Source organism: Actinomadura darangshiensis, from assembly GCF_004349235.1.
Lineage (GTDB): Bacteria > Actinomycetota > Actinomycetes > Streptosporangiales > Streptosporangiaceae > Spirillospora > Spirillospora darangshiensis.
Window position 1 is genome coordinate 1 of the sequence record NZ_SMKY01000148.1, and the last position, 21,903, is coordinate 21,903.

The following is a 21,903-nucleotide window of genomic DNA, read 5'->3' on the forward strand; positions in this document are numbered from 1 at the left end:
CCTGTGCGGCGTGCCCCCTCCCGGCTTGGGTCGCTGGGGGGCTAGGCGGGCCAGGTGGGGTGGCGTTTTTCCAGGAAGGCGGTCATGCCCTCTTGGGCTTCCGGGGTTTGGCTGGAGGCGGCCATGACCTCTATGGCGTAGGTGTAGGCGTCTTGTTCTGGACGGTCCAGTTGGGCGTACATGGCCTGTTTGCCCAGGGCCTTGCTGCGGGGGCTGCCCTGGGTGGCGCGTTCCAGGAGGTCGCGGGTCGCCTTGTCCAGGTCTTCGTCGGGGACGGCGTAGTTGATCAGGCCCCAGTCAGCGGCCGTCCTTGCGTCGAAGACCTCGCCGGTGAGGGCCATTTCGGCGGCGCGCTTGCGGCCGATGTTGTGCGAGATCGCGACCAGGGGCGTGTGGCAGAACCAGCCGCCCTTGCCGCCGGGGGCGGCGAAACCCGCGGACTCGGCCGCCACGGCGAGGTCGCAGCTTGCCGCGAGCTGGCATCCCGCGGCCGTGGCCAGGCCGTGCACGCGGGCGACGACGATCTGGGGGATCGACTGGATCGTCCGCATCAGGTCCGTGCAGACCTTGAGGAGGTCGCGGACGTCCGCGTGGCTCGCGCCGGCCATGTCGGCGAAGTCGTGGCCGGCGGAGAAGACCGGGCCGTTCGCCGCCAGGATCACGCCGCGGGCGTCGGTGGCTCCCACCTCGCGGAACGCGTCGGTGAGTGCGAGGAGGAAGGTGCGGCTCAGGGCGTTGCGGCGGCGGGGACGGTTCATCGTGATCGTGACGAACGGGCCGTCGCGGTGAAGCAGGACGTCGTTGTCTTCGCTCATGCTCCCGACGTTACGTCAGACCCTCGTCGTACGGTGAGCCTGTACTCGTGCCGAGGAGGTAATGGCCTTGAAACTGCTCACCGCCACGAACTCCAGCCAAGGAATCCGCGACAACGACTTCGACTGGTGCGTCGAAGGGGAGCTGGTCCACATCGGGATGGTGTGCGCCCGCGACCGGGACGACCCGGACGGCGGCTGCGGCTGCGGCCGGTCGTTCGCCGGGCTCAACTCGCACCGCGCAACGACGACGGCGATGGTCCGTGACGTGCCCGGCTTCACCGAGGCCGACTACGTCCTGGCGATCCGGTCCAGCCTTGAGCAGCAGGGCTGCGACCCCTCGTTCGCCGAGCACGAGGCGGCGCTGCTGCGGTGCCTGGTGCGCGACTGGCCGGTGGGGGTGATCGTCGAGCGGCGGCTGGATGAGATCGTGGTACGGCAGGTCGTCCAGCCCTAGGAGGTGCACGATGCTCGTCGCGTTCTCGGTGACCCCGCTCGGCGCGGGCGAGGAGGTCGGCGAACTCGTCGCCGAGGCGGTCCGGGTGGTGCGGGCGAGCGGCCTGCCCAACCGGACCGACGCCATGTTCACCACGGTCGAGGGCGAGTGGGACGAGGTCATGGCCGTGGTGAAGGCCGCCGCCGACGCGGTGGCGGCGCGGGCGCCGCGGGTGAGCCTTGTCGTGAAGGCCGACATGCGGCCGGGCGTCACCGGTGCCCTCGACGCCAAGGTCGAGTCGGTGGAGCGCCACCTCAGCCGTCCAGCCAGTCCCTGATCTCCTCGTCGGTGCGCGGGAGGATGCACCACAGCGCCTCCTCCGTCGAGGAGCACAGCGGGATGTGGCCGTCCAGGCCGAGGATCCGGAACAGCTTCGCCACGAACGGGCTCACCCCCACCAGGGCGAGCGCCGTGCCCGCGCGGGCGCACTGGTGGACCGTGCGCAGGCCGTCGGCGTCGATGAACGTGACCCCGGAGAAGTCGAGGACGAGCGGGCGGTGCGCCACCGCCCGCAGGCGGGACCGGACGGCGGGGCACGACGCCCTGTCGAGCTCCCCGGTGAGGAGGGCGGTGGTGTGGCGTTCGTTCTCGATGACGACCAGGTCGGCGCGGGTCATGACGCCATGATGGTGGGCGGCGGCGGCCTGCGTCAGGTGAAGCAGGCCTTCACGCCGTTCTCGCCGCCGCGGGAGAAGCTGCGGAGGCGCTGGATGGCCGAGCCGTGGTCGCCGGGCTTCGTCCAGGGCGCCTTGTCGCCGATGACCTTGAAGGCGTCCACGAGCTCCTGCTCGTCGCCGTCCTCGAACTTCAGCGTCCCGTCGTCGGACGAGCCGTAGAGCACCGCGCCCGCGAGGCAGTCCGCCTGCAGTTCGGCGGCGGGTGACACCAGGCGGCGGTTGAGGCGGTTCTGCACGGCGTGGCCCCACTCGTGCGCGATCACCAGGTAGACCCACGCGTCGCCGCGGGCATAGCCGGACCGCATGAGGTGGGCGTCCCAGGCGACGAAGTCGCCCGCCGGGCAGTAGGCGGCGTTGTCGCGCTCCAGGCGCTCGTCGCCGCAGGCGGGCGCCGAGTTCGGGTCGCGGCCGTTGTAGAGGCCGACGACGCGCGGTGCGCTGTACCGGCCCGTGAACAGCCGCTCCCAGTACCGCCGCCAGAAATCGTTGGTGACCGTTTCCGCGGTGCGGACGTCCTCCTGGAACTCGGTCTCGTTGAACGCCGCCGGCCGCGGGGCGGGCGAGCCGGTCGCGGCCTTCGTGCCCTGCGCGGCGGGACGGTTCGCGGCCGGCGCCGCCGGGGCGAGCTCGAAGTCGCAGCCCGCCAGCGCGGCGGTCAGCGCGACCCCGCCGGCGAGCGCGGCCAGCCTGCCTGACGTCTCCCTCATGAAGGGACATACGCACGCGGAGGCCACGAAGGGTCGATTGTGCCCGCCGCACAACCCGGACGGCGGTCGATTGGACGCCCGCCACGTCTTGCCGCCGGGCCGTGGACGCGGCTCGGCGGCCCGTGCTGGGGTGCCGGTCAACCGAGCTTTTGGGGGGCCAATGGCGGACGGGACCCTCGCGGTCCGCGGGCTGTCGGTGAGCTACGGGCGGGCGGTGCGGGCCCTGGAAGAGGTCTCGCTGGACGTCCCGGCGGGCGCGGTCACGGCGGTGCTCGGGCCGAACCGGGCGGGCAAGTCGACGTGCTTCAACGTGCTGTCCGGCGTGTACCGGGCGAGCGCGGGCAGCGTCCGGTTCGGCGGGACGGAGCTGACCGCCCTGCCGCCGCACGGATCGCCGGCCTCGGCGTCGCCCGGTTCGTGGGCGTGGACGAGCATCTGGGGGCGCCCGCCGGGCTGCTGCCCTACGGCGTGCAGAAGCGGGTCGAGCTGGCCCGCGCCCTCGCGATGGAACCCCGGCTGCTGCTCCTCGACGAGCCGGTGGCCGGAATGAACGGCGCGGAGCCGCGGCGGATGGCCGAGGTCGTCGCGCGCGCCCGCGACGACCTCGGCGTCTCGGTGCTGCTGGGCGAGCACGACATGGGGATGGTCATTCGGCTGGCCGACGAGGTCACCGTCCTGGACTTCGGCAGGCGCATCGCGGGCGGCGAGCCGGCGGCGGTGCAGCGCGACCCGGCCGTGATCCGCGCCTACCTCGGCGCCGCGCACGCGCCGGACGGGGAGGAGAAGCCTTGAGCACGTTCATCGAGGTGGTGGTCAACGGGGTGTCGGCGGGGGCGGTGTACGGGCTGATCGCGCTCGGCTTCGTGTTCATCTTCAAGGCCACCGGGGTCGTCAACTTAGCGCACGCGTCGCTGCTGCTGTCCGGCGGATACGTGACGGCCGTGCTGCACGACGACATCGGGTTCCTGCCGGCGCTCGGCGCGCAGCGCCGCCGTCAACGGCTACACCAACGCCGTGATCTTCGCGGACGCGCTGAGGAAGACGTGCGCGGCCTAGGACCTCACCCCCGAGGGCCCTGGTCACGGCGCACCGGTCCACCACCGCGCACGACGGTGCGCCGATGGACTTCTCCAAGGTGGACGAGCCCGGCACCCGCAAGACCAACATCCTGCGGACCGACGCCAAGGCGCTCGGCGGAATGGTCGTCGAGCGCGACGCCATGGAGTCCGAGGCGGCCGAGACCTACAAGGTCCCCGCAGTGGCCTAGTCCTCCGCGACGAGGCGGGCGGCGACCCGGTCGAGGACGGCCAGGTCCTCGGCCGGGAGGTCGTACATCTCCGGCGGCGGGGTGCCCAGGATCCGCTCGGCCTCCGCCGCGGCGGCACGTCCCGCCGCCGTCACGGTCACGAGCTTGGAGCGGCGGTCGGCGGGGTTCGAGGTTCGCTCGACCAGGCCGCGCCCGACCAGGTCGTCCACCAGGAGCGTGGTGTACGGACGGTCGGTCAGCATTCTCCCGGCGAGGTCGCGCAGCGGCATCGGCGTGTCCGCGGCCGCGATGTAACGCAGCGCCTTGACCCGGAAGAAGCTCATGCCGAGCGCGTCGCTGACCTCGCGCCGCCGGTCGCCGCGCTCGTGCAGCAGGATCCGCAGGTTGTGCCATGCCCGCGCGGCGACATCGGCGGACTGGACGGCGGGCTCGGTCATCGGGCACTCGCTCCCGTCTCGTGGCGTACGTCCGGCACGGAGTCGTCGGCGCCCAGCAGCGCGGACGTGCGGGCGGCGCTGCGGGCGGCCCGGCGGCCGGTGGTGACCGTGCCGAGCACGAGCACGGTGGCGGCGCACCCGGCGAGGATCCAGTATGCCGGGCGGGCGGCCGACACGAAGGCAGGCGCGGCGTAGGAGCCGGACGCGCCGGCGGCGAGCACGGCGCCGATCACCGCGACGCCGAGCGCCTGCCCGACCTGCCGGCTGGTGGAGGCGACGGCGGCGGCGACGCCCGCCTGGGCGCGCGGCATCCCGGACACGGCGGTGTTGGTGATCGGCGAGTTCAGCATGCCGAACCCGATGCCGAACAGCACGTACGCGGTGAACAGCGTGGCGTCGCGGGTCTCGGCGTCGAACGCGGCGAACAGCAGGCCGCTGGCGAGCATCGTCGCGCCGGCGATCTGCAGCGGGAGGCGCGGGCCCCGGGCGGCGATGAGGCGCCCGGACAGCGGGGAGGTCGCGGCGGTCATCGCGGCCATCGGCAGCAGGTACAGGCCGGCCTGCAGCGCGGACATCCCGCGCACGTTCTGCAGGTAGAGCGTGTTGAGGAAGAGGAACCCGCCGAGCGCGGCGAGCCCGCTGACGGCGATGACGGTCGCGCCGGAGAACGGGACGCTGCGGAAGAAGCGCAGGTCGATCAGCGGTTCGGCGGTGCGCAGGGCGTGCCGGACGAACCCGGCGAGGGACGCCGCGGCGAGGAGCGCGGCGCCGTAGACGACCGGGTCGGCGAGGCCGCGTCCGGGCGCCTCGATGATCGAGTACGTGAGCGTCCCGAACACGGCGATCATGAGCACCTGGCCGAGCGGGTCGAGCCGGCGCGGCCGGGCGGCGCGCGACTGCGGGACGAACAGCGCGGTCAGCGCGAGCGCGGCCAGCCCGATCGGCACGTTCATCCAGAAGATCGCGCGCCATCCGACGGAGTCGACCAGCAGCCCGCCGACGAGCGGTCCCAGCGCCATGCTGAGGCCGACGACGGCGCCCCAGACGCCGATGGCGCGGGCCCGCTCGCGCGGCTCGGTGAACACGTTCGTGATGATCGACATCGCGACCGGGTTGAGCATGGAGCCGCCGACCGCCTGCACGATGCGGGCGGCGACGAGCCAGCCGAGCGACGGCGCGAGGCTGCACAGCACCGAGCCGGCGACGAACAGGGCCAGGCCGGCCTGGAAGACGGTGCGGCGGCCGATGCGGTCGGCGGTCGAGCCGGACAGGATGAGCAGGGACGCGAGGACGATCAGGTACGCGTCGATCGTCCACTGGAGCCCGGACAGCGAGCTGTGGAAGTCGTGCTGCAGGGACGGCAGCGCGACGTTGAGGATCGTGTTGTCGAGGCTCACGATGAGCAGGCTCATGGAGCAGATGGCCAGTACCAGGAACCGGCGGCGGGGGCTGAGTTCGGACACGCCTGCCTCCAATCGTTATAGCCCTACAACAGTTAGTAGACTACAACGATTCCCGCGGCGGCCGGTGCGGCGCGGGGGCTAGTGCGCCGCGGGGATGCGGGCGCGGGCGGCCGGGACGACCAGCGGGGTACCGGTCTCCGGGCAGTCGATGACCCGGCACGGCAGCCGGAAGACCTGCTCGACCAGGTCCGCCGTGACGACCGAGGACGGGTCGCCCTCCGCGACGATCCCGCCGTCCCGCATCGCGATCAGGTGCGTGGCGTAGCGGGCGGCGTGATTCAGGTCATGCAGGACGGCGACGACCGTGCGGCCCTCCTCGTGCAGCCGCGCGCACAGGTCGAGCACCTCGATCTGGTGCGCGATGTCGAGGTAGGTCGTCGGCTCGTCCAGGAGCAGCAGCGGGGTCTGCTGGGCCAGCGCCATCGCGATCCAGACGCGCTGCCGCTGCCCGCCCGACAGCTCGTCCACCTGCCGGTCGGCGAGGTCCTGCACGCCGGTCGCGGCCATCGACTCGCCGACGACCCGCTCGTCCTCCCGCGACCACTGCCGCAGCAGGCTCTGGTGCGGGTAGCGGCCGCGCGAGACCAGGTCGGCGACGGTGATGCCCTCCGGCGCGATGGACGACTGGGGCAGCAGGCCGAGCGTCCGCGCCAGCTTCTTGGCGGGCCAGCCGGCGATGGGCCGGCCGTCCAGCACGACCGACCCCGCGGACGGCTTGAGGATCCGCGCGAGCGCCCGCAGCAGCGTCGACTTGCCGCACGCGTTCGGCCCCACGACCACCGTGAACGACCCGTCCGGGACGGCCACGTCGAGGTTCTCGGTGATGGTGCGCTTGTCGTAGGCGAGCGTCAGCCCGGTTCCGGCGAGGCGCGCGTTGCCGTCCTTCATTCAGATCCGTCCCGTCTTGCGTTCGATCACGAGAAGCCAGACCAGGTATCCGCCGCCGAGGAGCCCGGTCACCACGCCGACCGGGAGCTGGTGCCCGGGGAACGCGTGCTGCGCGACCCAGTCGGCGGCCACCAGCAGCGCCGCGCCCATGCAGGCCGCGGGCAGCAGGTTGGGGCCCGCCGTGCGGGTGAGGCGGCGGGCGAGCTGCGGCGCGGTCAGCGCGACGAACGCGACCGGGCCGGCCGCCGCCGCGGCGAGCGAGGTGAGCAGCACCGCCGCGGCCAGCAGGAGCAGCCGGACCCGCTCGATCGGGACGCCGAGGCCGTGCGCGGCGTCGTCGCCCATCTCCAGCATCCGCAGCGCCCGGCCGCAGCCGGCGAGGACGAGGGGGCCGAGGACGGCGAGCGCGGCGAGCACCGGGGCGGCGTCCGCCCAGTCGCGGCCGTCCAGGCTGCCGGTCAGCCACAGCACGGCGCGGGCCGCGTCGACGATCTGCGCCTGGGTGAGCAGGTAGCCGTTCACGCCGGTGAGGATCGCGGCGATGCCGATGCCGACGAGGATGAGCCGCTGCCCGTGCGCGCCGTGCCGTCCGGCGACCAGGTACACGAGCAGGCCGGTGAGCAGGCCGCCGCCCGCCGCGCCGGCCGCGACCGCGGCGCTGCCGGCGCCGGTCAGCACGATCACGGCGAGGACGCCGGTGGCGGCGCCCTGGCTGAAGCCGAGGATGTCGGGGCTGCCGAGCGGGTTGCGGACCAGCGACTGGAAGATCGCGCCGGCCAGCCCGAGCGCGGCGCCGACCGCGAGCCCGGCCGCCACCCGCGGCAGCCGGATCTCGTTCACGATGATCGAGTCGGCGGGCGAGCCCTGCCCGAGCAGCGTGCGGACGACGTCGGCGGGGCTCATCGGGAAGTCGCCGCTGCCGATGAGGAGCACGCCCGTGCCGAGCGCGACGGCGAGGCAGACCGCGGCGACGGCGAACGCGCGGGGGCGGAACCGGAACGACAGCCCGGCGGGCGTCCGGATGACGGCGAAGTGCGGCGCCCGGCTCACGCGCGCTCTTCGTGGGGGGACGACCCCCCACACCCCCCGGTTCGCTGCGCTCAAGACATGCCCCGTCGCGGCCGCCGGACGAAGTACAGGAACACCGGCCCGCCGGCGACGACCATCACGATGCCGACCTGGAGCTCGGACGGCCGCACGACGACGCGCCCGAGGACGTCCGCCGCGAGCATCAGCGCGGGCGAGAGCACCGCGCAGTACGGGAGCAGCCGGCGCAGGTCGGGCCCGGTCAGCGCGCGGACGAGGTGCGGCACCATCAGCCCGACGAAGATGATCGGCCCGCACGCCGCCGTCGCCGCGCCGCACAGCAGGGTGACGGTGACGATCGCGGCGATCCGGGCGCGGCGGGGGTCGGCGCCGAGCGCGCGGGCGGCGTCCTCGCCCATCGCCATCGCGTTCAGCGGGCGGGCCAGCAGCAGCGCCGCGACCAGCCCGGCGAGGACGAACGGCGCGACGCGGACGACGGTGTAGTCCTGCGCGGCGGCGAGCGACCCGACCGTCCAGAAGCGCATCCGGTCGAGCGACGCGGTGTCGAGGAGCTGGACGGCGTTGACATAGGAGAACAGCGCCGCGTTCAGCGCGGACCCGGCGAGCGCGAGCCGGGCCGGGGTGGCGCCGCGCCCGCCGCCGACCGCGTAGAGCAGGACGGCGACCGCGCCGGCGCCCGCGAACGCGAACCACACGAACCCGGTGAACGAGGTGACGCCGAGGAACGAGATCGCCGACACGACGGCGGCGGCCGCGCCCGCGTTGATGCCGAGGATCCCGGGGTCGGCGAGCGGGTTGCGGGTCAGCGCCTGCATCACCGCGCCGCCGAGCCCGAGCGCCGTTCCGGCGAGCAGGCCGAGCAGCGTGCGCGGGAGGCGCATGTCGTGGACGATCGTGTACGCCGCCGAGTCGCCGTGGACGAGCCCGTCCCACGCCTGCGCGAGCGACAGCGGCTTGGCACCGACCGCGAGGCTCAACGCGATCGCGGCGAGCAGGAACAGCACCGCGCCGGTGAGCCCGGCGGCCTGCCACGCGGCCCCCGGACGCGCGGCCGGGGGGCTCTCCGCGACTGGCGGCTTGGTCAACAACACCTGGCGGGCTCCGGGGTCATGCCGGGAACCCTGTGACGGTCCCCATTCTGGACAAGATCTTAGGTTAGGTTAACCTAAGTCCCGGTCGTCCGACTATCAGACCACGCTAGTTGATTTGGGAGAACGCCGGAAATGTCGAACATCGGGGCTCAGCACCTCAGCCGCCGCGGCCTGCTGGGCGCGGGCGGCGCCCTCGCCCTCGGGGCTTTGATCAGCGCGTGCGGCGGCGGCGACGGCGGGACGGCGTCCTCCGGCGGCGCCTGGACGTTCACCGACGACCGCGGCACGAAGATCGACCTCAAGGCGCGCCCGGAGCGGGTCGTCGCCTACACCGGCGCCGCGGCCGCCCTCTACGACTTCGGCGTCGACGAGCAGCTCGTCGGCGTGTACGGCCCGACGAAGCTCAAGGACGGCAAGCCGGACCCGCAGGCCGGGAACCTGCCGGTCGACCGGTTGGAGATCATCGGCAACGCCTACGGCGAGTTCAACATCGAGAAGTACGCCGCGCTGCGCCCCGACCTGCTCGTCGACGACATGTTCGTACCGCCGAACCTGTTCTACGTCCCGGCCGAGAGCAAGGACAAGATCTTCGCGCTGGCGCGGAGCGTCGCCATCTCCACCGGCGCCGTGCCGCTGCCGAAGCCGATCGAGCGGACCGGCGCCCTCGCCGCGGCCCTCGGCGCCGACCTGAAGTCCGCGAAGGTCACCGCCGCGAAGGCCCGGTTCGAGAAGGCGTCCGAGACGCTGCGCGCCGCCGCCAAGGCCAGGCCGGGGCTGAAGGTGCTGGCCGCGTCCGCGAGCCCCGATCTGTTCTACGCCTCCAGCCCGGGCAAGAACACCGACCTCATCTACTACAAGAGCCTCGGCGTCGACCTGATCGTGCCGGAGAAGCCGAGCAAGGACGGCTACTTCGAGGAGCTGAGCTGGGAGAACGCCGGCAAGTACAAGGCCGACGTCATCATGCTCGACGCCCGTACGCAGGCGCTCCAGCCGAAGGACCTCGGCTCCAAGCCGTCCTGGAAGGACCTGCCCGCGGTGAAGGCCGGCCAGGTCATCACATGGCAGCCCGAGCCGCGCTTCTCCTACGAGGGCTGCGCGCCCCTCCTCGAAGCCCTCGCCACGACCATCCAGTCCGCGAAGAAGACCGCCTGAAAGGCTGCGCGATGAGGACCCCGGCCCACCCGTACGCGTTCTTCGACCTGCACGTCCTGCGCTCCGAGCGGCTCGGCCCGTCCATGGTCCGGGTCACCTTCGGCGGTGCTGCCGTGGACGGCTTCGGCACCGGCGGCCGCGACCAGCGCTTCAAGATCTTCCTGCCGCACCCGCACCAGGACGCGCCCGTGATGCCGCAGGGCGGCGACGGCGACACCTGGTTCACCGACTGGCGGGCACTGGACCCGGCAGAGCGCGGCATCATGCGGTCCTACACGGTCCGCGACACGCGTCCGGGCGAACTGGACGTCGACTTCGCGCTGCACATGGACGGCGCGTCCGGCCCGGCCGCGCGCTGGGCCGCCGCCGCGACCGCAGGCGACCGCGTCACCGTCCTCGGCCCGACCGGCCCGGACAACGGCGGCTACGACTTCCGCCCGCCGGACGGCTCGCCGGTGGTGATCGCGGGCGACCTGACCGCGCTGCCCGCCGTCGCCGGGAACCTCGCCTGGCTGCCCGCCGGGACGCCCGCGCAGGTCTGGATCGACGTCCCGCACCCGGGCGACCGGCAGGACCTGCCGACCGCCGCCGACGCGCACATCACCTGGGTCTCCCCCGGCGGCCTCGTGGACGCCGTCCGCGCGGCGGCGATCCCGGACGGCGCCTACGCGTGGATCGCCGGCGAGTCCGCCGTGGTCAAGGCACTGCGCCGGCACCTGGTCAAGGAGCGCGGCCTGCACCGCCGCGCCGTCTCGTTCACCGGCTACTGGCGCCGCGGCGCCACCGAAGAGGACCTCCTGGCCGAGTTCGAGGCCGGCGAAAGCCCCGCCACCGCCGAGTGAGCCGGTCAGGGGGCGGTGAGGATGCCGTGTTCCAGGGCGGCCATGACCGCGGCGGTTCGGTCGGAGACGCCCAGTTTGGTGAAAATGCGCAGCATGTGCGTCTTCACGGTCGCCTGGCCGATGTAGAGGCGGGCGCCGATCTCGGCGTTGGTGAGGCCCTCGGCGACCAGGGCGAGCACCTCCGACTCCCGCGCGGACAGGACGGGCGGCGGGGGCGCCCCGGCCGCCGCCGTCAGCCGCGCCGACACCTCGGGCGACAGGACGCGGCGGCCCGCCGCGACGTCCCGGACCGCGGCGGCGAGGTCCGCCCGGGACGCGTCCTTCAGCAGGTAGCCGGCGGCGCCGGCCTCGATGGCACGGACGATGTCGGCGTCGTCCTGGAAGGTCGTCAGCACGAGGATCCGGTGGCCGGGCAGCCGCTCGATCGCGCTGACGCCGTCCCCCGACGGCATCCGCAGGTCCATCAGGATGACGTCGGGGCAGACGCCGGGCACCACGGCGACGGCCTCGTCGCCGGACGCCGCCTCCGCCGCGACCTCGATGTCGGCCTCGGCCGCGAGCATCCCGCGCAGCCCCTCCCGGACGATCGGATGGTCGTCGACGATCATGACGCGGAGCACGGCACCTCCGCCGCGACGGTGGTGCCGTCCTCGCCGGTGACGGTGAACGTCCCGCCGACCTGCTCGACCCGGCCCCGCATCCCGCGCAGCCCGAACCCGCGCTCGACCTCGCCCGGAGCGAACCCGCGCCCGTCGTCGGCGACGGTCAGCCGTACCGCGTCGCCGTAGGACAGCGTGACCCGCGCCTTCTCGGCGCCCGAGTGCTTGCGGACGTTCGCGAGCGCCTCCTGCGTCACCCGCAGCAGGACGATCTCCACCGCGTCCAGGGGCCGCGGCTCACCCTCGACGATCAGGTCGGCGGGCAGGTCGAAGTCGCGGGCCATCCGCCGCAGCGCCTCCACCAGCGAGTTCCCGTCCAGCGCGGGCGGCGCCAGCGCCGCGACCAGGCCCCGCGTCTCGGCCAGGTTCTCGCGCGCCGAGCGGGCCGCCAGCTCCAGGTGCCGGTTGGGCCCGGTCTCCGCCTCCGCCGCCTGGAGCAGCATCGTGATGGAGGTGAACCCCTGCGCGATCGTGTCGTGGATGTCGCGGGCCAGCCGCTCCCGCTCGGCGAGCACGCCCGCCTCCCGGCTCACCTCGGCCAGCTCGTCCCGCGTCCGGTCCAGCTCCTCGATCAGCCGCAGCCGCTCCCGGTTCTGGCGGCCGAGCCGTCCGATGAACACGGCGAGCAGGACGCTGCACGCGAGGGCCGCCGCGACCACCACGACCGTGATCGGGGAGCCCGCCCCGGACTCCGCCAACCCCATCGCGACCGGCCCGGAGAACAACGCGAGCATCAGCGCGAAGCCGCGGGCCGACCCGTACATCATGTAGACCTGCGGCGCCAGCGCGGCCAGGCCCGTCGCCGTCACCGGCGCGAGCAGCGTCGCGGGCACGAACATGCAGATCAGCGCCGCCGCGTAGAGCCTGCATCCGGGCCGCGGCACCTCCTGCGACCGCAGCGCCTTCCGGCCGACCGCGACGTAGGCCAGGCTCAGCAGGACGAGCAGCCCGATCGCGGCGGCCCTGCGTCCGGGCGGCAGGTCGTCGGCGGCCGTCGCGGCGACGGTCCCGACGAGCACCATCGCGAAGTAGCCGTCCCAGAACGGATACGAGCGCTGCCAGACGTTCTCCGCCCGCGCCGCCGCCGGATCACCGGTCACGTCCCGCTCACACTCGCCCACCCGTCCGCTGTCCACCGATCGGTGGATACTACTGCCCGCCAGGTCGCAGCATCATTATGGCCGTGCTCACGACGTCCGCCCAGCGCGCCCTCTCCCCCCGTGCCGGCGGCCACGACACTCGCCCGACCGAAGGGAAGCACTGATGCACGCCAAGGACGCCGAACTCGCCGACGCCCTGACCGGGCAGCTCGGCGGGGAGAAGATCGTCGCGGCCGCCTACGCCAGGGTCGACACCGCGCTCGGCCCGGCGCGGATGCTGTCGCCGCTCGGCAACTACCTGATCGCCAGGCCGGCCGCCCGCGCGGCCGCGAGGAGGATGACCGAGGAGACCGACGTCCCCCTCGACGCCGCGGTCGTCTTCGGCCTCAGCGACGGCGCCCTGCACGTGTGGGCCGCCGACCCGATGCTCAACCGGGTCGGCGAGCACCTCGGCCGGATCCCGCTGGAGCGCATCGCGTCGATCGAGGTCGAGAGCGGCCGGAGTTGGCAGCCGGTCACGATCGCCATGGCCGACGGGAAGAGCATCGAGCTTGAGGGCCGGGGCTCCATCCACGCGGTCGCGGCCGAATTCGGCAAGCGCAAGGCCGGATAGCCGTCCTCAGTCGCCGGCGGTCTCGTCCAGGACGAGGTGGCCCGGGTCGACCGCGCCGGCCCGGTAGGCGGCGCCGCCGATGGTCTGGGCGGCGACCGGGGCGGTGATCAGCTGGAAGACCGCGACCAGCAGCAGCGGGGTCGCGGCGGTGACGGACCCGGCCTGCGGCGCCACCCCGGCGAGGACGAGGACGAGCCCGATGGTCTGCGGCTTCGTCGCCGCGTGCAGCCGGGTGAGCAGGTCGGGGAACCGCAGGACGCCGAGCGCGCCCACCGCGCAGAAGGCGGCGCCGAGGGGCAGCAGGACGGCGGAGACGATGTCGCCGGGGCTCATCCGCCCGCCTCCCGCTGCGCCGCGAGGCGGGCCGCGGTGACCGATCCGACGAAGCCGAGCAGCGCGATGACCACCAGGATCGCGGCGTGCGCGGGCTCGCCCCAGACGGCCGCGTGCACCGCGATGCCGCAGACCAGCAGGACCGACAGCACGTCCACGGCCATGATCCGGTCGAAGGTGCTCGGACCCTGGACCAGCCGCGCGGCCGTCATCAGGACGGCCGCGCCCAGCAGGGCCATGGTCACGGCGTAGACGACGCTCATCGTTCCTCCGGTCGTGTGTCGTCGGGTGTTACGAGGGCCCGCATCAGCCTGCGCTCCGTGCCGAGCACCCCGTCGCGGGCGGCGCCGGCCTCCCGCGGGCTCCGGACCGGCATGGCGTGGATGCGCAGGATCGACCTGTCCCAGTCGAGGTCGACGAGCAGTGTGCCGGGGCGCAGCGAGATGCTCGTCGTTACCGCCAGCAGGATGATCTCGGAGCGGGACCGGGCGTCGACCTCGATGATGGCGCCCTGGATCCGGCGCGGCGCGCGCAGGGCGTGCCAGCCGATCACGATGCTGGACGCGACCAGGTCCCACGCGAACTCCAGCGCCGCCTCGGCGAGGCGCACCGGCCTGACGCGGGCGGCCAGCGGCACGACCGGCAGCCGGCTGACCGCGTACGCGAGGACGACGGCGATGACACCGCCGATCACGGTGAGCGCGTCGATCCGCCCCCACAGCAGCAGCCAGACCGCGAGCAGCCACCCGGCCATGCCCAGCCGGGACCCGGTCCTGCGGAGCGCGGCGTTCACGGGCTCCTCCCGTCCAGGACGGCGTGCCGGTAGGCGGACCGGTCCACCAGGTCGGCCGCGGCACGGTGGCTCCAGGACGCGAGCGGGCCGGCGAGCACCGCGATGAGGAGCCCGCCCACGACCATGAAGGCGGTCACGGCCTGCATGGCCCGCACGCCGCCCCGCGTGTAGGACTCGGTCGCGGGCGGTTCCCCGGCGTCCTCGGGGCGGGGGCGCCAGAACCCGAGCGTCCAGATCCGGGCCATCGCCATGAGGGTGAGGAGGCTCGCCACCACCGCGACGCCCGTCACCGCGTACGCCATGGGACGCCCCGACCCGAGGCCCGCCTGGAACAGCGCGAGCTTCGCGACGAAGCCCGAGGACGGCGGCACGCCGCTCACGCTCATCGCGGGGATGAAGAACAGCACGGCGATGAAGGCGGACAGGCGCGCCAGGCCGCCGAGCCGCCGCAGCGACGTCTCCCCCGTGTGCGCCTGCATCAGGTCGCTGACGAGGAACAGCGTCGCCTGCACGACGATGTGGTGGACGAGGTAGAGGATCGCCCCCGTGAGCCCGGCGACGTTGAACAGGGCGAGGCCGAACAGCATGTAGCCGATGTGGCCGACGAGGGTGAACGAGAACACCCGGTGGATGTCGTCGTGCGTCAGCGCGCCGAGCGTGCCCAGGAGCATCGTCGCGGCGGCGAGGACGAGCATCACCCACGACCCGTGCTCGCGGGGGAACACCAGCGTCTCCACGCGGATGAGCGCGTAGACGGCGGCCTTGGTGAGCAGCGCGGCGAACACCGCGGTGACCTTGGTGAGCGCGACCGGGTAGCTGTCGGGCAGCCACAGGTGCATCGGCGCGATCGCGCCCTTGATCCCGAACACGACGAGGAACAGCAGGCCGAGCGCGGTCCGGGTGGCGGCCGGCAGCTCCGGGACGCGGGCCGACAGGTCGGCGAGGTTCACCGTCCCCGCCGCCGCGTAGGTCAGGCCGAGCGCGGTGAGGAACATGATCGAGGACGTGAGGCTGACCACCGTGTACGTCATGCCGGCCCGGACGCGCTCCGCCGTCGGCGTCAGCGTCATCAGGACGTAGCTCGACGCCAGCATGACCTCGAACGCGACGAACAGGTTGAACAGGTCCCCGGCGAGGAAGACCAGCGACACCCCGGCGGTCAGCGCGAGGTAGGCGGGATGGAACACGCCCGGCTCGCTGCGCCGCTCCAGCCCGCCGGCGCCCTCCGCCACGGCGTGCAGCATGATCGCCAGCAGCACGGTGGCGGACACCACGAGCAGCAGCGCCGACAGCCGGTCGACGACCAGCGTGATGCCGAACGGGGCCGCCCATCCCCCGATCTGGACGGCGATGATCCCGTCCCGGGCCACGGCGGCGAGCAGCGCCACGGCCGCCGCCACCACACCGGCGCCGACGAGCGGCGCGAGGATCCGCAGCCACGCCTTGCGGCGCCGGCTGGCCATCGCGAGCGCCGCCCCCAGCAGCGGCAGGACGAACGGCAGCGGGACGAGCACGTTCACGCGCCGTCCCCCTCCGGCTCGTCCTGCTCCAGGGGGTCCCGCTCCTCCGGCGGGACGTCCCATGGCTCGTCGCGGTGGTGCTCGGCGCAGATCCGGCGGTCCTCGACGTCGTCCTGCACCTCGTCCTCGCCGAGGAGCCGGCGGCTGCGGTAGGCCATCGCCAGCAGGAACGCCGTCACGCCGAAGGTGATCACGATGGCGGTGAGCGCCATGGCCTGCGGCAGCGGGTCGGCCATCGTCCGCGCGGATCCGCCGCCGAGCAGCGGCGGCGCCCCCGCGGCCCCGCCCGCCAGCAGCAGGACGAGGTTGGCGCCGTGCCCGAGCAGCATGAAGCCGACCACGACGCGGATGAGGGACCGCTGCATCAGCAGGTCGAACCCGGTCGCGAACAGCACGGCGACGGTGACGACGAGGACGAGCGCGGGCCCGGTCATGGCCGCTCGCTCCCGTCCGGGACGTCCTCGTCCTCCAGGCTCGCGCCGAGGGTGGTGAGGATCGTCAGCACCAGCCCGAGGACGAGGAGGTACACCCCGATGTCGAAGAACAGGCTGGTCGGGACCTCGATCTCGCCGGCGAGGGGCAGCGCCGCATGCCAGACCGTCCCGTGCAGGAACTCGCCGCCGGCCCACCCGGCGGCGCCCGTGGCGACCGCCAGCCCCAGCCCGCCGCCGATCAGCGCGCTCGGACGCACCGGCAGCGCGGTCGCCAGTTCGCGCCGCCCGCCCGGCAGGTAGCGCAGGACGAACGCCATGCCCGCCACGAGCCCGCCCACGAATCCGCCGCCCGGACGGCCGTGCCCCGCGATGAGCAGGTAGAGCGAGAACACCAGGATCGTCGGGCCGAGCAGCCGGGCCGCGACCTCCAGCAAGACCGAGGACCCGCCGAGCGGCGGCGTGCCCGGGGTCGCCAGCCAGCGGCTCCGCCCCTCGGGTTCGCCGCCGGACGGTTCGGGCCGCCGCCGGCCGCTCGTCACCAGCCCGACGACGCCCATCGCCGTCACGCCCAGCACCGCGATCTCGCCGAGGGTGTCGAGGGCCCGGACCTCGACGATGATCATGTTGACGACGTTCCCGGCGCCCTCCGCGATCGCGAGCCGGGTGTTCCCCGGCCCCACCGGCCGGGTGTCGCGGCTGAGCGCCGCCACCACCAGGAACACGGCGACGAACCCGCCCAGGCACGTGCTGACCAGGCCGGTCGCGACCCGGCCCGGGAGCCGCCTGCGCCGCGGCGGGTACCGCTCCGGCAGCCGCCGCAGCACCAGCACGAGCATGATCAGCGACAGCGTCTCCACGACCAGCAGGGTCAGCGCGAGGTCGGGGCCGCCCTGCGCCACGAAGAGCCCGCCCGTCGCGTAGCCGGTCCCGGCGAGCAGCAGCGCGGCCGACAGCCGGCGCCGGGCCCGCAGCGCCGCCAGCGCGCAGACGATCACGACGACGGCGAGGACGGGCTGCACGGGGTCGTCCCATGCCCGCAGGTCTGCGGCCGCGAGGTCCGGCCCCTGTCCCCGGACGAGGCCGGCCGCCAGGGCCGTGCCCGGTACGACCAGCACCATCGCGCCGATCACGCCGAGGTAGACGGGCAGCGAGCCGATCTGCACGCGCTTCGTGACCGCGTGCGCCCCGGCGAGGATCGCCTCGACCACGCCGTCGTAGTCCCGCTGCGCGTTCAGGATCCGCCATCGCACGGGCCTGACCGGGAACGTCCGGCCTGCGATGAGGAACAGCGCGACGCCCAGCGCGACGGCCAGCGCGGACAACGCGATCGGCAGCCCGAGCCCATGCCAGAGGGCGAGCTTGTACTCCGCGTCCCCGGCCAGCGTGCCCGCGTACGGGCCCGCCGCCTTCTGCAGCGCACCGGGGACCACGCCCACCGCGAGGCCGGCGGCGGCCAGCACCACGACCGGCCCGTCCAGCCCCCAGTGGTCCCTCGGACGGGCGGCCGCCGCACCGCCGAAGGCGCCGTACAGGAAGCGGATGCCGTAGGCCACGGTCAGCGCCGATCCCGCCACGACTCCGGCGAGGACGGCGGCGTCCAGGCCGCCGTGGGCGAAGGCCTCCACGGCCGCCTCCTTCGCCACGAACCCGAGGAACGGCGGCAGCCCGATCATGGACGCCACGGCCGCCGCCGCCGCGACCGCGAGCACGGGCATGCGCCGCCACGCCCCCGACAGCCGGTCGGCGCGGCGCGTCCCCGTCTCGTGCTCCAGGGCGCCGACGGTCAGGAACAGCGGCGCCTTGAACAGGCCGTGGGCGAGGAGCAGGGCCGCACCCGCCAGCGCCGCCGTCCGCGTCCCGTCGCCCAGCAGGATCATGAGCAGGCCCAGCTGGCTGATCGTCCCGTAGGCGAGCAGGCGCTTCAGGTCGTGCTGCCGCAGCGCGATGACCCCGCCCGCCAGCAGGCTGAGCAGGCCGACCCCGATGACCAGCGGACGCCACACTCCGTCGCCCGCGAACGCCGGCGCCAGCCGCGCCACGAGGTAGACGCCCGCCTTCACCATGGCGGCGGCGTGCAGGTAGGCGCTCACCGGGGTGGGCGCCACCATCGCCGCGGGCAGCCACGCGTGCAGCGGCACCTGCGCCGACTTGGCGAACGCGCCCAGCAGGACCAGCACCATCCCGGTCCGCGCCGCCGCGCCCCCGGGCGGGTCGGCGACCAGCGCCGAGATCCGGTACGTCCCGGCGGCCTGGCCGAGCAGGACGAACCCGGCGAGCATCACCAGCCCGAACGCGGTCGTCATCAGCAGCGCCTGCGTGGCGGCCCGCCGGTCCTCGGCCCGCTCCGGCCGCGTCACCCCGATGAGGACGAACGAGCTGAGCGTCGTCAGCTCCCAGAACACGTACAGGACGAGCAGGTTGTCTGCGAGCACCAGCCCGGTCATCGCCCCCGCGAACGCCACGAGCGTCCCGACCAGCAGCCGCTCGGACCGCTCGAAGTACCAGCCCGCGTAGCACAGGACGACCGCGCCGACTCCCCCGACCAGGAGCAGCATCAGGACGGACAGCGCGTCCAGCCGGAAGTCGATCGTGAGCCCGAGGTCGGGCGCCCAGTCCAGCCGCGCGGTGAGATCGCCCCGGCCGGCCCGCGTCGCGGCCCACCCGGCCGTCGCCGCGGGGAGCACCGCCGCGGCGCACGCCATCGCCCGCCGGTGCCGTCCGAGCGCCCAGGGCACGGCGACGGCGACGACGGCATAGGCGAGAACCAGCGTCAGCATGCCGCCCGCAGCCCCCCTCAGCAAGGCACGTCGCATGCCGATCTACCCGGTCACCGTCCGCGAAACGGCCTGCTCCCACCCCGGCGGGACGGCCGATAAGAGTTCGATAACGGACATCCCTAGCGTGATCAGCGTTCATGCACCCGAGCGGGGAGAAAGGGATGCACAAGGCACGGATCATCGTGGGCGCGCTCGCGGCCGGGACCGCACTGGGGGCCGTCCCGGCGGGGGCCGCGGCGTGGGCGGACGGCGGGCCCGGCGCGAGCCCGAAGGCCGCCTGCTGGACCGACGCGAAGATCGACGGCAAGCAGTGGGTGCGGACGTTCGACAAGGCGTTCGCCAACCCCAACTACCTCAAGTGCGGCTCGCCCGTCGGCTACCTCTACCAGGGGTCGAACTACGTCTACTGCAAGAAGTGGGGCCAGGTGCACGACGGCGCGTACGGCACCAACCACTGGTGGCTGTACACCGACCTCGACCAGGGCTCCAAGCGCGGCTGGGTGTCCGCCTACTTCCTGACCGGACCCGGCAACGGCGACGACAAGGCCGTGGACGTCAACGGCAAGACCATCAAGACCTGCTCCAAGGTCTACTGAGCAAGCGACGGGGAGAAGGATGAACAGAATCAGAACGGGCCTGCTGACCGGCGCGGTGGTGGCGGGGGCCCTCACCGCCATGGCGCCGTCGGCCGCGATGGCCGCCGCCAAGAGCACGGACGGCACCTGCCCGAAGGGCGACGTCTGCGTCTGGAGCGGCAAGAACGCCACCGGCACCCGCTGCAACTGGACCGGCGACGACCCCGACTGGCAGGGCGGCGACGTCCGCTGCCGGCCGTACGGCTTCAAGGTCAACAGCATCTGGAACAACGGCTACACCAGCGACCCGTACAACAAGGTCCGGTTCTACAAGTACGCGAACTACGGGACCCAGCTCTACGACCCGGTGTCGGTGACCTCGGCCCCGGTCAACGCCGCGAGCGTCTCCATCCGCTCGCACAAGTGGTCGAAGTAGGAGGCGGCATGAACAAGGTCCGCATCACCGTCGCCGGCATGGCCGTCGCCGGGCTCGCCACCGTCCTCGCCCCCGTCGCGGCCCAGGCCGACACGGGCGCCGCGGCCTGGCAGGGCTCCTGCGCGAAGGGCGACTTCTGCGTCTGGAGCGGCAAGGACGGCACGGGAACCCGCTGCGCCTGGAACGGCGACGACCCCGACTGGTACGGCGGCAGCGTCCAGTGCAAGCCCAAGTTCCTCGTGGCCTCGTACTGGAACAACGGCTACACGGGCTCGTACAGCAAGGTCAAGGTGTACACACTCGCCAACTACAAGTACTACTGGGGCACCATTTCCGCCGGAAAGCGGGCCAACTTCTGGGAGGGCCAGCCAATGGGCTCCCACAAGTGGGTGAACTGACCCCATGACCGAAAGGCCGCCGGGCGCACCCGGCGGCCTTTCGCCATCAGCAGGAACGAATGACGCGCACCGTCCCGGCGGTGCGCCGCCATCGGAGGGCCCGCCCGCGCGGCCCGGCGCAGTACCGGACACCGGGCGGCTGCGTCGACGGGTCGTCCCGCAGGATGGCCGTCTGCAGATCCCGCAGTTCGCGGCCCGGCTCCAGGCCCAGCTCCTCGTCCAGCCTGCGACGCCCCTCCTGGAACACATCGAGGGCCTCACTCGTCCGCCCGGCCCGCGCCAGCGCCAGCATGAGCAGGGCCCGCAGCCGCTCCCGGTACGGGTGCTCCCCGACCGGCCCCATGAGGTCGCCGACCAGCTGATGGTGGCGTCCGAGCGCCAGCTCCACCTGCGCCACCTCTTCAAGGGCGGTCAGCCGCAGCTCCTCCCACCGGAGCGCCCCCGTTTCGATGGGCTCACGGCGGAGCCCCGCGAGCACCGGCCCGTCCCAGAGCGCCAGCGCCCCGCGATAGAGGCCGGCGGCCGCGGCCGGCCGCCCCTCCCCGGCCCGCAGCCGCGCCCCCGCGATCCGCTCCTGCGCGTCGAGGGCGTCGATCGTGCCCGCCTCCGCCGGGATCCGGTACCCCGGCCGGACGGTCTCGATCACATGCCCCGCGCAGCCCGCCTGCCGGAACGCCCGGCGCAGCCCGGACACCGCGATGGCGACCTGGGTCCGCGCGGACGCCGGCGGCCGCTCCGGCCAGACCACGTCCACGAGCCGGTCGACCGGCACCGGCCGGTCCGGTTCCAGCAGCAGCGCCGCCAGCACCAGCCGCGACCTGCGCCCTCCGAGGTCGACGGCCTCGCCGCGCACACCGGCGCGCAGCGCCCCCAGAATCCGAAAACTCACGCGATCCGTCACCCGTCGCGTCACCCTTTCCTTTGACGGTCGTCGCGGGGTGCAGTGTGCGGGGTGCCCCCAGCACGTTAGACAGCGGATCGCCGGGAAGGTTGGGCGCGACCCGTTCTGAACGTTCAGAACGGCAGAACCGCAGGTCAGCAGCGTCGCGTGATCGCCGGATCGGGCGCGTCCTCGACCTTCAGGTCGGACGCGGGAACGTACCCCCACCCGTTCAGCTCGGGCATTCTGGTCGCCCGGTCGCCTTGCGTGTAGTACCAGATGTCGTTGCCGCCGGAATGCGGCCGGCCGCGCGTCCAGCAGATGAACCAGCTCGGATCGGTCTCCAGCACGGCGATCTCCGTCCCGAACCCCGCCTCCTGGTACACGGCGACGCGCGGCCGATTCGGACACTGAAAAAGATGGTCCCAGCTCCGCTTCATCCGCGAGTCCTCGATCGTGCCGCTCACTCGCTGGCATCCCTCAGAGCCGCCCGCACCCCCCACGAC

The 21,903-nt window shown here is 73.5% G+C and carries 28 protein-coding genes and 2 pseudogenes; 12 read left to right on the forward strand and 18 right to left on the reverse strand.

Features of this window, described 5'->3' with window-relative positions:
* Positions 1-41: 41 nt before the first annotated feature.
* A complete protein-coding gene (locus E1293_RS27420; protein ID WP_132200374.1) occupies positions 42-815 on the reverse strand; it encodes an enoyl-CoA hydratase-related protein in 774 nt (257 codons plus the stop codon).
* Between the two features lie 61 nt (positions 816-876).
* Here E1293_RS27420 and E1293_RS27425 point away from each other — a divergent pair, with 61 nt between their 5' ends.
* Both E1293_RS27425 and E1293_RS27430 read left to right on the forward strand, forming a co-directional pair.
* Positions 877-1,269: a DUF7715 family protein gene (locus E1293_RS27425; RefSeq protein WP_132200375.1), complete on the forward strand. Its 393-nt coding sequence runs from the start codon at positions 877-879 to the stop codon at positions 1,267-1,269.
* A gap of 10 nt (positions 1,270-1,279) precedes the next feature.
* Positions 1,280-1,585: an MTH1187 family thiamine-binding protein gene (locus tag E1293_RS27430; RefSeq protein WP_132200376.1), complete on the forward strand. Its 306-nt coding sequence runs from the start codon at positions 1,280-1,282 to the stop codon at positions 1,583-1,585.
* On the opposite strand, the gene E1293_RS27435 is transcribed toward E1293_RS27430, so the two are convergent.
* Both E1293_RS27435 and E1293_RS27440 read right to left on the reverse strand, forming a co-directional pair.
* Positions 1,563-1,925, reverse strand: coding sequence for an STAS domain-containing protein (locus tag E1293_RS27435; RefSeq protein WP_132200377.1), 363 nt, complete (start codon positions 1,923-1,925; stop codon positions 1,563-1,565). The two genes, E1293_RS27430 and E1293_RS27435, sit on opposite strands and share 23 nt — an antisense overlap.
* Before the next feature lie 32 nt (positions 1,926-1,957).
* Positions 1,958-2,692 (reverse strand): neutral zinc metallopeptidase, encoded by a 735-nt coding sequence (locus tag E1293_RS27440; protein ID WP_132200378.1) that lies wholly within the window; start codon positions 2,690-2,692, stop codon positions 1,958-1,960.
* Positions 2,693-2,852: 160 nt separating this feature from the next.
* On the opposite strand from E1293_RS27440, the pseudogene E1293_RS50520 reads away from it, so the two are divergent.
* The 4 genes and pseudogenes from E1293_RS50520 to E1293_RS47720 form a co-directional block, all read left to right on the forward strand.
* Positions 2,853-3,008, forward strand: a pseudogene (locus E1293_RS50520) (ATP-binding cassette domain-containing protein); the annotation flags it as partial.
* 107 nt (positions 3,009-3,115) lie between these two features.
* The gene (locus E1293_RS50525) at positions 3,116-3,484 is read left to right on the forward strand and encodes an ABC transporter ATP-binding protein C-terminal domain-containing protein (RefSeq protein WP_341770213.1); all 369 of its coding nucleotides are present in this window, start codon (positions 3,116-3,118) and stop codon (positions 3,482-3,484) included.
* A gap of 29 nt (positions 3,485-3,513) precedes the next feature.
* Positions 3,514-3,642 (forward strand): annotated as a pseudogene (locus E1293_RS50290) (ABC transporter permease subunit); the annotation flags it as partial.
* A 170-nt stretch (positions 3,643-3,812) separates the two neighbouring features.
* Positions 3,813-3,959, forward strand: coding sequence for a hypothetical protein (locus tag E1293_RS47720; protein WP_165978414.1), 147 nt, complete (start codon positions 3,813-3,815; stop codon positions 3,957-3,959).
* Here E1293_RS47720 and E1293_RS27455 read toward each other — a convergent pair.
* From E1293_RS27455 to E1293_RS27475, 5 genes are all read right to left on the reverse strand, one after another.
* Entirely contained in the window at positions 3,956-4,396 is a 441-nt protein-coding gene (locus E1293_RS27455; RefSeq protein WP_132200379.1) for a MarR family winged helix-turn-helix transcriptional regulator, read from the reverse strand. The two genes, E1293_RS47720 and E1293_RS27455, sit on opposite strands and share 4 nt — an antisense overlap.
* Positions 4,393-5,859, reverse strand: coding sequence for an MFS transporter (locus E1293_RS27460; protein ID WP_132200380.1), 1,467 nt, complete (start codon positions 5,857-5,859; stop codon positions 4,393-4,395). The genes E1293_RS27455 and E1293_RS27460 overlap by 4 nt, the downstream gene beginning before the upstream one ends.
* Positions 5,860-5,937: 78 nt before the next feature.
* Positions 5,938-6,747, reverse strand: coding sequence for an ABC transporter ATP-binding protein (locus E1293_RS27465; RefSeq protein WP_132200381.1), 810 nt, complete (start codon positions 6,745-6,747; stop codon positions 5,938-5,940).
* Positions 6,748-7,797 (reverse strand): FecCD family ABC transporter permease, encoded by a 1,050-nt coding sequence (locus tag E1293_RS27470; protein ID WP_132200382.1) that lies wholly within the window; start codon positions 7,795-7,797, stop codon positions 6,748-6,750.
* Positions 7,798-7,847: 50 nt separating this feature from the next.
* Positions 7,848-8,885 carry a FecCD family ABC transporter permease gene (locus E1293_RS27475; RefSeq protein ID WP_165978415.1) on the reverse strand — a complete coding sequence of 346 codons (1,038 nt, stop codon included), beginning with the start codon at positions 8,883-8,885 and terminating at the stop codon, positions 7,848-7,850.
* A gap of 132 nt (positions 8,886-9,017) precedes the next feature.
* On the opposite strand from E1293_RS27475, the gene E1293_RS27480 reads away from it, so the two are divergent.
* Positions 9,018-10,037 (forward strand): ABC transporter substrate-binding protein, encoded by a 1,020-nt coding sequence (locus E1293_RS27480; RefSeq protein WP_132200384.1) that lies wholly within the window; start codon positions 9,018-9,020, stop codon positions 10,035-10,037.
* A gap of 11 nt (positions 10,038-10,048) precedes the next feature.
* Entirely contained in the window at positions 10,049-10,879 is an 831-nt protein-coding gene (locus E1293_RS27485) for a siderophore-interacting protein (RefSeq protein WP_132200385.1), read from the forward strand.
* A gap of 5 nt (positions 10,880-10,884) precedes the next feature.
* Here the strand turns inward: E1293_RS27485 and E1293_RS27490 are convergent, their stop codons facing one another.
* Complete coding sequence (locus tag E1293_RS27490; RefSeq protein WP_132200386.1) at positions 10,885-11,499, reverse strand: response regulator; 615 nt, start codon at positions 11,497-11,499, stop codon at positions 10,885-10,887.
* Positions 11,484-12,674 (reverse strand): sensor histidine kinase, encoded by a 1,191-nt coding sequence (locus E1293_RS27495; protein ID WP_132200387.1) that lies wholly within the window; start codon positions 12,672-12,674, stop codon positions 11,484-11,486. Before E1293_RS27495 ends, E1293_RS27490 begins: the two co-directional genes overlap by 16 nt.
* A gap of 127 nt (positions 12,675-12,801) precedes the next feature.
* Between E1293_RS27495 and E1293_RS27500 the strand changes: the two genes are divergently transcribed.
* Positions 12,802-13,251 (forward strand): hypothetical protein, encoded by a 450-nt coding sequence (locus E1293_RS27500; RefSeq protein ID WP_132200388.1) that lies wholly within the window; start codon positions 12,802-12,804, stop codon positions 13,249-13,251.
* A gap of 6 nt (positions 13,252-13,257) precedes the next feature.
* Here E1293_RS27500 and mnhG read toward each other — a convergent pair whose 3' ends face one another.
* The 6 genes from mnhG to mbhE are packed head-to-tail and all read right to left on the reverse strand — an operon-like array spanning position 13,258 to position 19,108.
* Complete coding sequence (gene mnhG, locus E1293_RS27505) at positions 13,258-13,584, reverse strand: monovalent cation/H(+) antiporter subunit G (protein WP_132200389.1); 327 nt, start codon at positions 13,582-13,584, stop codon at positions 13,258-13,260.
* On the reverse strand, positions 13,581-13,847 hold the full coding sequence (locus E1293_RS27510) for an MrpF/PhaF family protein (protein WP_132200390.1): 267 nt from the start codon (positions 13,845-13,847) through the stop codon (positions 13,581-13,583). Before E1293_RS27510 ends, mnhG begins: the two co-directional genes overlap by 4 nt.
* Positions 13,844-14,377: a Na+/H+ antiporter subunit E gene (locus E1293_RS27515; RefSeq protein WP_132200391.1), complete on the reverse strand. Its 534-nt coding sequence runs from the start codon at positions 14,375-14,377 to the stop codon at positions 13,844-13,846. Before E1293_RS27515 ends, E1293_RS27510 begins: the two co-directional genes overlap by 4 nt.
* Positions 14,374-15,897 (reverse strand): Na+/H+ antiporter subunit D, encoded by a 1,524-nt coding sequence (locus tag E1293_RS27520; RefSeq protein ID WP_132200392.1) that lies wholly within the window; start codon positions 15,895-15,897, stop codon positions 14,374-14,376. The genes E1293_RS27515 and E1293_RS27520 overlap by 4 nt, the downstream gene beginning before the upstream one ends.
* Positions 15,894-16,331, reverse strand: a complete 438-nt coding sequence (locus tag E1293_RS27525) for a Na(+)/H(+) antiporter subunit C (RefSeq protein ID WP_132200393.1) — start codon at positions 16,329-16,331, stop codon at positions 15,894-15,896. Before E1293_RS27525 ends, E1293_RS27520 begins: the two co-directional genes overlap by 4 nt.
* Positions 16,328-19,108: a hydrogen gas-evolving membrane-bound hydrogenase subunit E gene (gene mbhE / locus E1293_RS27530; protein ID WP_132200394.1), complete on the reverse strand. Its 2,781-nt coding sequence runs from the start codon at positions 19,106-19,108 to the stop codon at positions 16,328-16,330. Before mbhE ends, E1293_RS27525 begins: the two co-directional genes overlap by 4 nt.
* A 161-nt stretch (positions 19,109-19,269) precedes the next feature.
* Here mbhE and E1293_RS27535 point away from each other — a divergent pair, with 161 nt between their 5' ends.
* From E1293_RS27535 to E1293_RS27545, 3 genes are read left to right on the forward strand one after another with little or no spacing between them, the layout of a single operon-like run.
* Positions 19,270-19,704, forward strand: coding sequence for a hypothetical protein (locus tag E1293_RS27535; RefSeq protein ID WP_132200395.1), 435 nt, complete (start codon positions 19,270-19,272; stop codon positions 19,702-19,704).
* A 19-nt stretch (positions 19,705-19,723) separates the two neighbouring features.
* On the forward strand, positions 19,724-20,119 hold the full coding sequence (locus E1293_RS27540) for a peptidase inhibitor family I36 protein (RefSeq protein WP_132200396.1): 396 nt from the start codon (positions 19,724-19,726) through the stop codon (positions 20,117-20,119).
* Positions 20,120-20,127: 8 nt separating this feature from the next.
* The gene (locus E1293_RS27545; protein WP_132200397.1) at positions 20,128-20,517 is read left to right on the forward strand and encodes a peptidase inhibitor family I36 protein; all 390 of its coding nucleotides are present in this window, start codon (positions 20,128-20,130) and stop codon (positions 20,515-20,517) included.
* A gap of 46 nt (positions 20,518-20,563) precedes the next feature.
* Here E1293_RS27545 and E1293_RS27550 read toward each other — a convergent pair whose 3' ends face one another.
* On the reverse strand, positions 20,564-21,406 hold the full coding sequence (locus tag E1293_RS27550; protein ID WP_165978416.1) for an AfsR/SARP family transcriptional regulator: 843 nt from the start codon (positions 21,404-21,406) through the stop codon (positions 20,564-20,566).
* Positions 21,407-21,552: 146 nt separating this feature from the next.
* The coding region (locus tag E1293_RS47725) for a hypothetical protein (RefSeq protein ID WP_207939122.1) at positions 21,553-21,903 on the reverse strand (351 nt) is incomplete at its 5' end.

What these genes read in the sequence shown, in the direction of transcription:
- E1293_RS27420 (WP_132200374.1), bottom strand. Translation starts at nt 815, where the DNA reads ATGAGCGAAGACAACGACGTCCTGCTTCACCGCGACGGCCCGTTCGTC.
- E1293_RS27425 (WP_132200375.1), top strand. Translation starts at nt 877, where the DNA reads ATGGCCTTGAAACTGCTCACCGCCACGAACTCCAGCCAAGGAATCCGC.
- E1293_RS27430 (WP_132200376.1), top strand. Translation starts at nt 1,280, where the DNA reads ATGCTCGTCGCGTTCTCGGTGACCCCGCTCGGCGCGGGCGAGGAGGTC.
- E1293_RS27435 (WP_132200377.1), bottom strand. Translation starts at nt 1,925, where the DNA reads ATGACCCGCGCCGACCTGGTCGTCATCGAGAACGAACGCCACACCACC.
- E1293_RS27440 (WP_132200378.1), bottom strand. Translation starts at nt 2,692, where the DNA reads ATGAGGGAGACGTCAGGCAGGCTGGCCGCGCTCGCCGGCGGGGTCGCG.
- E1293_RS47720 (WP_165978414.1), top strand. Translation starts at nt 3,813, where the DNA reads ATGGACTTCTCCAAGGTGGACGAGCCCGGCACCCGCAAGACCAACATC.
- E1293_RS27455 (WP_132200379.1), bottom strand. Translation starts at nt 4,396, where the DNA reads ATGACCGAGCCCGCCGTCCAGTCCGCCGATGTCGCCGCGCGGGCATGG.
- E1293_RS27465 (WP_132200381.1), bottom strand. Translation starts at nt 6,747, where the DNA reads ATGAAGGACGGCAACGCGCGCCTCGCCGGAACCGGGCTGACGCTCGCC.
- E1293_RS27480 (WP_132200384.1), top strand. Translation starts at nt 9,018, where the DNA reads ATGTCGAACATCGGGGCTCAGCACCTCAGCCGCCGCGGCCTGCTGGGC.
- E1293_RS27485 (WP_132200385.1), top strand. Translation starts at nt 10,049, where the DNA reads ATGAGGACCCCGGCCCACCCGTACGCGTTCTTCGACCTGCACGTCCTG.
- E1293_RS27500 (WP_132200388.1), top strand. Translation starts at nt 12,802, where the DNA reads ATGCACGCCAAGGACGCCGAACTCGCCGACGCCCTGACCGGGCAGCTC.
- mnhG (WP_132200389.1), bottom strand. Translation starts at nt 13,584, where the DNA reads ATGAGCCCCGGCGACATCGTCTCCGCCGTCCTGCTGCCCCTCGGCGCC.
- E1293_RS27510 (WP_132200390.1), bottom strand. Translation starts at nt 13,847, where the DNA reads ATGAGCGTCGTCTACGCCGTGACCATGGCCCTGCTGGGCGCGGCCGTC.
- E1293_RS27525 (WP_132200393.1), bottom strand. Translation starts at nt 16,331, where the DNA reads ATGACCGGGCCCGCGCTCGTCCTCGTCGTCACCGTCGCCGTGCTGTTC.
- mbhE (WP_132200394.1), bottom strand. Translation starts at nt 19,108, where the DNA reads ATGCTGACGCTGGTTCTCGCCTATGCCGTCGTCGCCGTCGCCGTGCCC.
- E1293_RS27535 (WP_132200395.1), top strand. Translation starts at nt 19,270, where the DNA reads ATGCACAAGGCACGGATCATCGTGGGCGCGCTCGCGGCCGGGACCGCA.
- E1293_RS27540 (WP_132200396.1), top strand. Translation starts at nt 19,724, where the DNA reads ATGAACAGAATCAGAACGGGCCTGCTGACCGGCGCGGTGGTGGCGGGG.
- E1293_RS27545 (WP_132200397.1), top strand. Translation starts at nt 20,128, where the DNA reads ATGAACAAGGTCCGCATCACCGTCGCCGGCATGGCCGTCGCCGGGCTC.